We start from the raw sequence: 11193 nt of genomic DNA on the forward strand, positions 1-11193 counted from the left end.
CTCCGGTCATATGGGTTCTAATCACTGATCCTTGGTATAAGCCCGGTTGCGACCCGATGCATATGCTCAGGCACGATGAAGCTGTCCAAACGGGAGCGCCTCCGGCCGCGGACGAAGCGACCTTGGCAAATTGACCATTCGTCGTCGGCACGTTACGTTTCCGAACGGTGAGGCGGCCGGTTCTTCGGGCCGCCCTTTTTTGTCGGGTCATCCATGGTTTCTGAAGGCGATCAACCCATACCGGCCAAGCGCCGAGCAGTCTCATTCGTCCGGAAGTTCGGACCTGTGCTGGCCACGTTCATTCTGTTCGGCCTCGGCGCATTCGCCGTCTACGAGGCATTGCACGGGATCACGATTTCCGAGGTCATCAGCCGGATAAAGCTGACGCCGACACATTCCTTGCTTGTTGCCGTGCTGGCGACCGCCGGCGGATACGCGGCACTGATCGGTTATGACTGGTCGGCGCTGCGCTATGTCGGCAAAGGGGTTCCCCTTCCGACCTTGTCACTGGGCTCCTTTACCGCCTATGCGCTCAGCAATTCGATCGGGCTTGCCGTCCTGTCCGGCGGCGCCGTCCGGTATCGGTTCTATCGCGGCCTTGGCCTTTCCCTTGCCGATATCACCGTGGTCTCGAGCTATTGCGCCATGGCATTCGGTGTGGGCGTCACCGTGATCGGGTTGGCGGCCATTGCCTGGCATCCGGCGGCAATCGAGCATTTCGTTCCGTTGTCGACCGAAACGATCAGGGTCGCGGCGCTTGCGGCCTTCGCAGTGGTGACGATTGGCGTCGCCTGGAGTTCGGTTGCCCGGCATCCGATTGGGTTTGGCCGTTTCAGATTTGTCATGCCGCCGCCACGCGATGCGGCGCTTCAGATTCTGTTCTCGCTCCTCGACATCATCTTCGCGGCGGCAACGCTCTATGTCCTGTTGCCGTCCGGCGCATCGGCGGTCGTTACCTTCCCGACCTTCGTTGCGGTTTTTGCCGCGGCTGCCGTCGCGGCGGTGCTCAGTCACGTTCCGGGCGGCGTCGGCGTTTTCGAAGCCGTCATCCTTGGCGCATTCGCAACCGTGTCGGATCAGGCGGCAGGCGTCGCCGCGGCGCTGCTCGTCTACCGGATCATCTACTACCTCCTGCCGCTCATGGCCGGCGTGCTGATCCTTGTCGGGGTGGAGATCCGCGAAAGAGCAGCGCCGCTGACAAGGCCGGGAGGCAAGGCGTTGAGCGCGTTCTCGGTGCTATCTTCCCTGACCTCCCTGATGCCCTCCGTCGCCGCCGGCCTGGCTTTTCTTGCGGGGCTTATCCTCATCCTCGATGGCATTATCCCGATCCCGAAACCCATTCTGGAGGAGTTGCAGCCGGCGGTTCCGCTCGGCCTCTTCGAGCTTTCAAACGTGATCATGGGCGTGACCGGCGGCATTCTCATCGTGCTTGCCAATGGTTTGCGGGCGCGCTCGCGCAGCGCCTTCTACATGGCGATTGCGATCCTGGGCCTCGCCGTGATTTCCCTGCTCCTTCAGCGGCTCGATTTCGGTCTCGCTTTCGCGCTTGCCTTTCTGGCGGCGGTGCTTTGGATCTCACGGGATCGTTTCGATCGCAGGACGCCGCTTTCGGCCGGCCAGCACTCCATGACGTCGCTTGCGCTCTGGGCCGGTTTTGCCCTTTGCGTTGTCCTGTTTTTTCTGTTCGCCCAGCAGGATGCCGAATATTCCCATTCGCGCTGGTGGCAGTTCGCATTCGACGCGAATATGCCGCGGGCGCTGCGCACGGCCGGCATCAGCGTTTCGGTGTCGCTCATCGTGCTGTTGTTCCTCGCGCTGAGGCCAAGGGCAGGGGCCTCGCCGTCCGGCTCCGAAGCCGATATCGCTCTCCTGCGTTCGCTGATTGCCCGTCAGGATGATCCCGACGCGAATTTTGCCCTGTCGGGAGACAAGCTGTTTCTGTTTTCGGATGATCAGGATGCCTTCGTGATGTATGGCCGTCATGGCCGCAGCTTCGTGGCTCTCGGGCCACCTGTCGGACAGAAAAACGCGACCGCGGAACTGATCGATGCCTTCGTCTCCGAGGCGAAGCGGGCCAATTGCCGGCCGGCCTTCTACCAGATCGCGGCCGACGACCTGGCAATTTTTGTCGATGCCGGTTTCATGCCGAGCAAGCTCGGCGAGGAGGCCGTGGTGGATCTCGGAACCTTTGCCCTGGACGGACCGGAACGGCGCAAGCTCAGGCAGGCCTATAACCGCGCGATGCGTGACGGCCTGATGATGGAGATCGCCGCGCCGCCCCATTCTGCGGCTTTGATGGCCGAACTGAAAGCGATCTCGGACGAATGGCTCGGCGAGAAACATGTGCGGGAAAAGCGGTTCTCTCTTGGCCGTTTCGACGAGGACTATCTCCAGAACTTCCGGCTGGCGCTGGTGCGCAAGGAGAGCCGGATCGTCGCCTTCGCCAACATCTTCGAGACCGCGACACGAAAAGTCGGCACCATCGATCTGATGCGCCACGCCTCCAGCGCGCCGTCGGGCACCATGGATTTTCTTTTCGTCGCGCTGATGCTCGCTCTGAAACAGGAAGGCTTTCGGCAATTCTCGCTGGGAATGGCGCCGTTGAGCGGGCTGGATTCCTCGCGGCACCCGAGGATCTGGGAACATGTGGCGGGGTCCGTCTCCCGGCTTGGCGGCCATTTCTACAATTTCGCGGGCCTGCGCGACTACAAGGACAAGTTCGCGCCGGACTGGCGCTCGCGCTATCTCATGACCTGGGGCGGCATCGATCCGCTGCTGGTCGCCAATGATGTGAACGCGCTCGTCAGCGGCGGGCTTCGCGGCGTGATAACGCGCGGCGCCAAAGGCAAGGAAGACGACGAGTGATCGGCCGGTTCGAAGACGGGGCCGTTGCGGCCCGTGACATGTTTGTCTCGCCTCCCATTGGATATTCGCGGAAAATCTGAAACCATCACAAAACCGCGTCGAATGGGTCGCGCGGATTTCTCGGGAGGCGGGACGTTGGCGACTGGGCAGGACGAAAAACAGCCGGCGGGGCTGGCAGCATTGTCGGTTTCGGCGCTTGGCATCGTCTATGGCGATATCGGCACGAGCCCTCTCTATGCTTTCCGCACGGCGCTCGGCAGGGCGACGCCGGACGAGATGTCGGTGCTCGGCATTCTGTCGATGATCGTCTGGTCGCTGGTGATCGTCGTCTCGCTCAAATATCTGCTGCTGGTCATGCGTGCCGACAACAATGGCGAGGGCGGGGTTCTCGCGCTTCTCGCCCTTCTCCAGCCCTGGCGCGGAGCATCGCGCAGGGGTAAAGGCGTTCTGCTGGTGATCGGTCTGTTCGGCGCCGCCCTTCTTTATGGCGACGGGATGATCACGCCGGCCATTTCCGTGCTCAGCGCGGTCGAAGGCATCCAGACGATCGAACCGACGATCTCCGACTTTGTCGTCCCGATCACCATCGTGATCCTGCTCGGGCTCTTTTCCGTGCAATGGCGTGGCACGGCCCGTGTCGCGGTGCTGTTCGGACCGGTCATGCTCGTCTGGTTCCTGGTGATCGCTCTGCTTGGCCTTGCGCAGATCATTCAGCACCCCGTCGTGCTGAAGGCGCTGAGTCCGCTTTATGCGGTGGAATTCGGCATCGCGAGGCCGGGGGTCACGGCGATGGTGATGGGTGCGGTGTTCCTTGCCGTCACCGGATGTGAGGCGCTTTACGCCGATATGGGCCATTTTGGCCGCCCGCCGATCAGGCTTGCCTGGTTTGCCTGCGTCTTTCCCTGCCTCGTCATCAACTATTTCGGGCAGGGCGCCCTGGTGCTGTCCGACAGCGCCCATGCGGGACAGACCTTCTATGGCCTGGCCCCCGGCTTCCTGCGCATTCCGCTGGTCCTGCTTGCGACGGCCGCGACCATCATCGCCTCCCAGGCCGTGATTTCGGGGGCCTTTTCGCTGACCCGCCAGGCGGTCCAGCTCGGGCAGTTTCCGCGCGTCGAGATCCGTCAGACCTCCGCGGAAGAGACCGGGCAGATCTACGTGCCCGCGATCAATCTGTTTCTGGCCGTTTCCACCGTGGCGCTGGTGCTGGCCTTCCGCAGTTCGGAGAACCTCGCGGCGGCCTATGGCATTGCCGTCAGCACGACCATGGTGATCACCACGATCCTGCTCTATTTCGTGATGGTTTACCGGTGGAAGTGGAAAGCCCGCTTCGTCCTGCCGCTCATACTCTGTCTTGCCTTGATCGACCTGACTTTTCTCGCGGCCAACAGCCTCAAGATCATGGAGGGCGGGTGGCTTCCGCTGGCGGTCGGGGCGGGCATCTTCGTCATCATGCGGACCTGGGCATCCGGCCGTGGCCGGCTCATCACCTATCTGAACCGGAACGGACAATATATGGATGCGTTCCTGGACGAACTCCGTCACAAGAATGTCCCGCGCGTGCCGGGCACGGCGGTTTTCCTGACGGCATCGCTGCCGCACGTGCCGCCGGCGCTCCTGCACCAGTTCTGGCATCTGCCGGTGCTTCACGAGCGGATCATTCTCCTGCATGTCGAGAGCGAGGAGGTGCCGAAGGTCAACGCCCGCCAGCGGCTCGAGGTCAAGGATCTCGGTCAGAACTTCTCGGTGGTGCACGCGCATTACGGGTTCATGCAGTCACCGAATATCCCGGTTGCGCTCAGGCTTCTCGGCGAGATCGACGACAGCCTCGATCTCGATCACGTCACCTATTTCGTCGGGCACGAGACGATCATTCCCTCTCAGGATGCCTTCTTCCTGCGCCGCTGGCGGGAGAAGTTGTTTGCGGTGCTGACGCGCAACGCTGTCAGGGCGACGGCTTTCTACAAACTGCCGCCTGAAAAGGTGGTCGAGCTCGGCATGCAGATAGAAATCTGACGGCGCAGCGCGGACCGATTTGCCCGCCAGCGCTTGATGGAGGAAAACCGCCGGTCGCCGTCGTTCCGGAAAAACCGGAACGGGCGCTGTCAGTCAAGATGGAACATTTTCTTCAGTTCCACCTGAACCGGGGATTTGTCGGGGTTGGTCTCCATGATGTCCGCCATGAAGGCCCACCAGCGCTGCGCGATCTCGGTATCGGGGATGGCATCCATCCGATGATCGTCGCTGCGCTTCAGCACCGCGAACAGATGATGGGTCTCCTCATCGAGCCAGATCGAATAGTCGGAGACGCCGGAATCCTTCAGGAGGGCTGCGAGTTCCGGCCAGATCTCGTCATGGCGGCGCTTGTATTCCTCGGTCTGGCCACGGTTGAGGTTCATGCGGAATGCGATGGTTTCCACGATCTTCTCCGCTTCGCCGCCGCTCACACGATACCACCGCCGGCGCCCGTGACGGCCGGGCGTTCGCCGGCGACCTTCTGGCGATAGCCGGCCGCGCGATAGGTCGCGATCGGATCGATGGCGCCGCCGGCTTGTCTGCGGGCCATGGCGAGGATCGGGCCGACATCGGTGCGGAAGGCGTCCTTCAGCGTTTCGGATGCCACCATAGCGTCATTCTCGTCCTGATATCCGGACAAGGCCGCGCGGTCGACCAGAAGCGCCTGCGCATAGGCGCGGCGGACTTCGATGGCCGAGCGCATCAGGCTTTCGATCGGGTCGGTGACATTGTGCGACTGGTCGAGCATGTGGGCGGGATCGAAGCCCTCCGTGCCTTCGGCATCCACCAGTTCGTTGAACACCAGGAACAGCCGGAACGGGTCGATCGAGCCGGCGTCGAGGTCGTCGTCGCCATACTTGCTGTCGTTGAAATGAAAGCCGCCGAGCTTGCCGAACTGGATCAGCCGGGCCACGATCATCTCGATATTGACGTTCGGCGCATGGTGACCGAGATCGACGAGGCAGAAGGCCTTGGGCCCGAGTTCCCTGGCGATGAGGTAGTTCGTGCCCCAGTCCTGCACCACGGTGGAATAGAAGGCCGGTTCGAAGATCTTGTGTTCGGTGAAGATCCGCCAGTCGTCGGGCAGCGCCGCATAGACGGATTTCATCGCCTCCAGATAGCGCTCGAACTGTCTGGTGAAATGGCTTTGTCCGGGAAAGTTCGAGCCGTCGCCGATCCACACCGTCAGCGCCTTGGAGCCGAGCGCCTTGCCGATTTCGATGCATTCGATGTTGTGGTCGATCGCCTGCTGGCGTGTCGCCCCATCGGTATGGGAGAGCGAGCCGTACTTGTAGGAATGGTCCTGTCCCGGCTGGTCCTGGAAGGTGTTGGAATTCATGGCGTCGAAGCCGAGGCCGAGGCTTTCGCCTTTCTGGCGGAGTTCGGAAAGGTCGTCGACCTTGTCCCACGGAATATGCAGCGAAACCGTCGGCGTCGCGCGGGTCAGTTCATGGATCACCGCGCAGTCTTCGAGCTTGTCGAAGATTCCGCGCGGCTCGCCGCCGCCGGGGAACCGGGCAAAGCGGGTGCCGCCGGTGCCCACACCCCAGGAGGGCACGGCGACGCCATAGGCGGCGACCTTTGCCGTGACGTCGTCTATGGCGATGCCCTGCCGCGCCAGCCGCTCGCCGAGCGTGTTGTAGTCCTGCTCGAGCGCGGTTGCCCGTTTCTCGTTCTCCGCGGCCAGCACGTCGCTGTCGATCATCCGTTCCATGTCTTCCTCCCGTTGCAGGCCGGGCCTGCTGAATTCGTTTGTTGCCGGTGCCTTGCCCATTTCTCCGCCGTCATGCTCGGGCTTGTCCCGAGCATCTAAGCACATATGTCGCGAGCGGAGTCCGCGGATTGCACGCTTGCGCCTCCCGAACCCGCCCCTCCTTTCGCGGTGAAACGGGCTTGGATCCTCGGGTCAAGCCCGAGGATGACGCCGAGGGTGGGGAGGGCGCTGTCTACCCGATAGGTCCGCAGCATCTCCCGCATTTCATCTAGCCGCACCCCTCGCGCTACCGCGGAAACGACACTGCGTTGCCGGCGTCCACATTGATGATGTTGCCCGTCGATTTCGCCGACATGTCGGAGGCGAGGAAGTAGATGGCTTCCGCGATATCCTCCGGGTATACCGAGCGCTTCAGCATGGAACGATCGCGATAATGCGCCTCCAGTTCGTCGGTCGACATCTTGTAGGCGGCGGCGCGTTGTTCCTTCCACTCGCCGGTCCAGATCTTCGAGCCGCGCAGAACGGCATCCGGATTGACGGTGTTGACGCGGATCTGGGCCTCGGCCCCTTCCAGTGCCAGGCAGCGCGCCAGGTGGATTTCGGCGGCCTTCGCGGTGCAATAGGCCGACGCACCCGGCGAGGCGGCCAGCCCGTTTTTCGAGGAGACGAAGACGACATTGCCGCCGGCATTCTGGTAGCGGAACAGCCGGAAGGCCTCGCGCGAGACCAGGAAATAACCGGTCGCCAGAATGGAGATGTTCTTCTCCCAGAGATCGAGCGTCGTCTCCTCGACGGGGGCGGACGAGGCAAGGCCGGCATTGGAGACCAGAATATCGAGCCCGCCGAATTCGACCACCGTATCGGCAAAACCCTTCGCGACTTCGGCCTCGTCGGTGACGTTCAGGTGAACGCCGCGCACGATATCCTTGCTGAAGACCGAAGAAAGCTCCGCTGTGGCAGTCTCAAGCGCCGCATCATCGATATCGGCAAGCACCACGCAGGCGCCCTCGCTGGCCAGCCGGAAGGCGGTTGCCTTGCCGATGCCGCCCGCGCCGCCGGTGACGAGCGCTATTCTGCCGGCCAGCGGTTTCGGCTTCGGCATGCGCTGGAGCTTCGCCTCTTCCAGAAGCCAGTATTCGATGTCGAAGGCTTCCTGTTCGGAAAGGCCCTGATAGGCGGAAACGGACGAGGCGCCGCGCATGACATTGATCGCGTTGACGTAGAATTCCGCCGAGATGCGGGCCGTCGCCTTGTCCTTGGCGAACGAGATCATGCCGACGCCGGGCACGAGATAGATGACGGCGTTTGGGTCGCGCATGGCGGGGGAATTGGCGTGCTTGCAGCGCTCGTAATAGGCGGCGTAGTCCTTGCGGTAGGCGGCGATTGCGTCGGGAAGGCCGGCAACCGTCTTGTCGATATCCGGGTTTTCCGGATCGAAGTCGACGACCAGCGGGCGGATCTTGGTGCGGAGAAAATGGTCCGGACAGGAGGTGCCGAGGGCTGCCAGTTCGTGAAGCCGGTTGGAGCCGACGAATTCGAGCACGGCCGGCTGGTCGTCGAAATGGCCGAGTTTGCCTTCAGTCTCGGAAATCATGCCGCGGATCTTCGGCATCAGCTTTTCGGCAATCGCGCGGCGTTGCTCTGCCGGCAGCGTTTTCACCTTCGGCCCACCGAAGACCGGGCCGTCGATCTTGCGGTCGAGCCAGTCCATTGCCTTGTTGATGATCTCGAGCGTGGTCTCGTAGCTTTCCTTCGCGGTGTCGCCCCAGGTGAAAAGGCCATGGCTTTCGAGGATGACGCCGCGCGCATCCGGGTTTTCTTCGCAGTATTTGCCGAGCCAGAGGCCGAGTTCATAACCGGGCCGTTTCCAGGGGAGCCAGCCGATCTCGCCGCCGAAAATTTCCTGCGTCAGGACCTTTGAATCCACCGAGGCGGCAATGGCGATGATCGCGTCGGGATGCATGTGGTCGACATGTTTTTTCGGTACGTAAGCATGCAACGGCGTGTCGATGGAAGCGGCGCGGGCATTGAGGTTGAAGGTGCAGTGGGGGAGGTAGCCCACCATCTCGTCCTCATGCTCAAGCCCGCGGTAAAGCCCTTTCAGCGCATTGAGCTTGTCCATGTAGAGCGTGGCGAAACCATCCATCTTGATGGTGCCGACATCGCCGCCCGAGCCCTTGACCCAGAGCACCTCGACCTCTTCGCCGGTGAGCGGATCTTTTTCCATTACCTTGGCCGACGTGTTGCCGCCGCCGTAATTGGTGATGCGCTTGTCGGAGCCCAGAAGATTGGAGCGATAGAGCAGGAGCTCGGATTCGCTCATGCCGGTCGCCTTGCCGTCATCCCACAGGTTTTCGAGCCGGGCGGCCCGGGTGTCATTCGCCATTGTTTCCTCCTTCGGGGCCTTTCGGCTGGTTCTTCCCCGGCAAAATCCATGCGAAAGGCGGTATTGTCAATCATTAACGATCAATTTCGATCATAAATAACGATATTAGATAGGATATGACTATTTTTGATTGACATTGATGGAAATTCGCTGAACTCTGTCGAAAAGTGAGGGGCCATGCACGAAAAAGAACGTCATCGCATCATCCTGTCAGCGGTACAGGAAAAGCCGGTCGTGACCGTGGCGGAGCTCGTCGACCTGACGGAGAGCTCCGAGGCGACGATCCGGCGCGATATCGCCGCTTTGCATGTGGCCAAGCGTCTGAGACGCGTGCGCGGTGGGGCCGAGGCCTTGAACCCGCCGCAGTTCGTCGGCCTTGCGGGGCGACCCTTCAGTGTCAACCAGACCATGAATGTCCGGCAGAAACAGGCGATCGCAAAGGCGGCCGTGGCGCTTTGCGATGATGGCGACTCGGTGATCATCAACGGCGGCACGACCACGTTTCAGATGGTCCATCACCTCGCCAACCGCAGACTTCAGATCTTCACCAACTCCTTCCCGATTGCCGAACATCTTCTAAAGCATTCGAAGAACACGGTGATGCTGTCGGGCGGGGTGATCTATCGCGAGCAGAATGTGATCCTGAGCCCGTTCGAAAACGATGTGACCCGCAATTTCTGGGCGAAGCGCATGTTCATGGGCGCGAAGGGGATCGGCCCGCTCGGTCTGATGGAGGCCGACCCGCTTCTGATCCAGGCCGAGCAGAAGCTGATCGACCAGGCGGAGGAACTCGTGGTTCTGGTCGACTCGTCGAAGTTCAAGCAGCGGTCGAGCCTGATCCTGTGCGGTCTCAAGCGGATTTCGACCGTGATTACCGATTCCGGGTTGCAGGCGTCCGACGTCCGCATGCTGGAGGAGGCCGGCGTTTCGGTGGTCATCGCCGATGCGCAGGCAATGGAGGAAACCGGTTCCGGCTGAAGCTCACAGGAGGTCAGCCAGAACCCCGTTCATCAACCGGAGGAGAAAGATGAGCATTTTGAAGAAAGTTCTCGTGGGGGCGCTGCTCTCCACGGCGCTCGTGGCGCAGGGCGCCAACGCCGCCGACAAGAAGATCGCGCTGGTGGTCAAGGCGCTTGGCATCGGCTTTTTCGAGGCTGCGGCCGAAGGGGCCGAGGAAGCCGCCAAGGAAATCGGCGGTGTCGAGCTGATCTATACCGGCCCGACCGACACGACCGCCGAAGGCCAGATCGACGTCATCAATTCGCTGATCGCCCAGAAGGTCGACGCCATCGCGATTTCGGCTAATGACCCGGACGCGCTGGTGCCGGCGCTCAAACGCGCCATGCAGCGCGGCATCAAGGTGGTGTCGTGGGATTCCGGCGTTGCCCCCGAGGGCCGCATGGTTCATCTCAACCCGTCGTCCAATCCGCTGATCGGCAACATGATCATCAAGCTTGCCGCCGACAATCTGCCGGATGGCGGCGAGGTTGCGGTGCTTTCGGCATCGGCGACCGCGACGAACCAGAACACCTGGATCGCGGAAATGGAAAAGGTGAAGGGCGATTACCCGGGGATCGAGGTCGTTACCACGGTTTACGGCGATGACCTGTTCGACAAGTCCTATCGCGAGACGCAAGGGTTGATCCAGTCCTATCCGGACCTGAAGGCGATCATCGCGCCGACCTCGGTCGGCATCGTCGCCGCGGCCCAGGCCGTGTCCGATGAGGGCAAGATCGGAGAGATCAACGTCACCGGCCTCGGCCTGCCGTCCGAAATGGCGGCCTATGTCGAAAACGGCGCATCGAAATCCTTCGCCATCTGGAACCCGATCGACCTCGGTTATGCCGCTGTCATGCTGTCGAACGACCTGATCGAAGGGGCGGAAGCCAAACCGGGCGCCGAGCTTTCCATGGGCCGCCTCGGCGAACTGACGCTGGACGACGACAATGCCGGGGCGATGGCCGATCCCTTCGTCTACGACAAGTCGAACATCGACAAGTTCAAGGACGTTTTCTGAGAACGTTCTCGGGGATTGGCAGGTCGGGTTGATTGCCTGAGACGCCGTCTGTCTCTGCGGTCAATCGAGTAGATGCCTCTCAGACCCGATCTCTCCCCTTGAGGGGGAGATTGGTGGCTGCCAAATCTGTGCGAGCCACGCCCGCAGAAAAAACCGGCCCGTCCGCGCGACGGGCCGATCCCACAGAGTAACAAC

General features: G+C 61.8%; 7 protein-coding genes. 4 read left to right on the forward strand and 3 right to left on the reverse strand.

Annotated elements, in window-relative coordinates:
• The first annotated feature begins 285 nt into the window (after positions 1-285).
• Both mprF and B4E36_RS09175 read left to right on the forward strand, forming a co-directional pair.
• On the forward strand, positions 286-2865 hold the full coding sequence (gene mprF, locus B4E36_RS09170) for a bifunctional lysylphosphatidylglycerol flippase/synthetase MprF (protein WP_292058253.1): 2580 nt from the start codon (positions 286-288) through the stop codon (positions 2863-2865).
• 180 nt (positions 2866-3045) lie between these two features.
• Positions 3046-4881: a potassium transporter Kup gene (locus B4E36_RS09175; RefSeq protein WP_345900268.1), complete on the forward strand. Its 1836-nt coding sequence runs from the start codon at positions 3046-3048 to the stop codon at positions 4879-4881.
• A gap of 89 nt (positions 4882-4970) precedes the next feature.
• Here B4E36_RS09175 and rhaM read toward each other — a convergent pair whose 3' ends face one another.
• The 3 genes from rhaM to B4E36_RS09190 form a co-directional block, all read right to left on the reverse strand.
• Entirely contained in the window at positions 4971-5264 is a 294-nt protein-coding gene (gene rhaM, locus B4E36_RS09180) for an L-rhamnose mutarotase (protein ID WP_292058379.1), read from the reverse strand.
• 44 nt (positions 5265-5308) lie between these two features.
• Positions 5309-6595 (reverse strand): L-rhamnose catabolism isomerase, encoded by a 1287-nt coding sequence (gene rhaI, locus B4E36_RS09185; protein ID WP_292058259.1) that lies wholly within the window; start codon positions 6593-6595, stop codon positions 5309-5311.
• Between the two features lie 286 nt (positions 6596-6881).
• Positions 6882-8981 (reverse strand): bifunctional rhamnulose-1-phosphate aldolase/short-chain dehydrogenase, encoded by a 2100-nt coding sequence (locus B4E36_RS09190; protein ID WP_345900265.1) that lies wholly within the window; start codon positions 8979-8981, stop codon positions 6882-6884.
• A 177-nt stretch (positions 8982-9158) separates the two neighbouring features.
• Between B4E36_RS09190 and B4E36_RS09195 the strand changes: the two genes are divergently transcribed.
• Positions 9159-9959: a DeoR/GlpR family DNA-binding transcription regulator gene (locus tag B4E36_RS09195; protein WP_345900266.1), complete on the forward strand. Its 801-nt coding sequence runs from the start codon at positions 9159-9161 to the stop codon at positions 9957-9959.
• A gap of 49 nt (positions 9960-10008) precedes the next feature.
• Complete coding sequence (gene rhaS, locus B4E36_RS09200) at positions 10009-10998, forward strand: rhamnose ABC transporter substrate-binding protein (RefSeq protein WP_345900267.1); 990 nt, start codon at positions 10009-10011, stop codon at positions 10996-10998.
• Positions 10999-11193 lie beyond the last annotated feature (195 nt).

The sequence above is a fragment of the Martelella sp. UBA3392 genome, assembly GCF_002358775.1.
GTDB classification, from domain to species: domain Bacteria; phylum Pseudomonadota; class Alphaproteobacteria; order Rhizobiales; family Rhizobiaceae; genus Martelella; species Martelella mediterranea.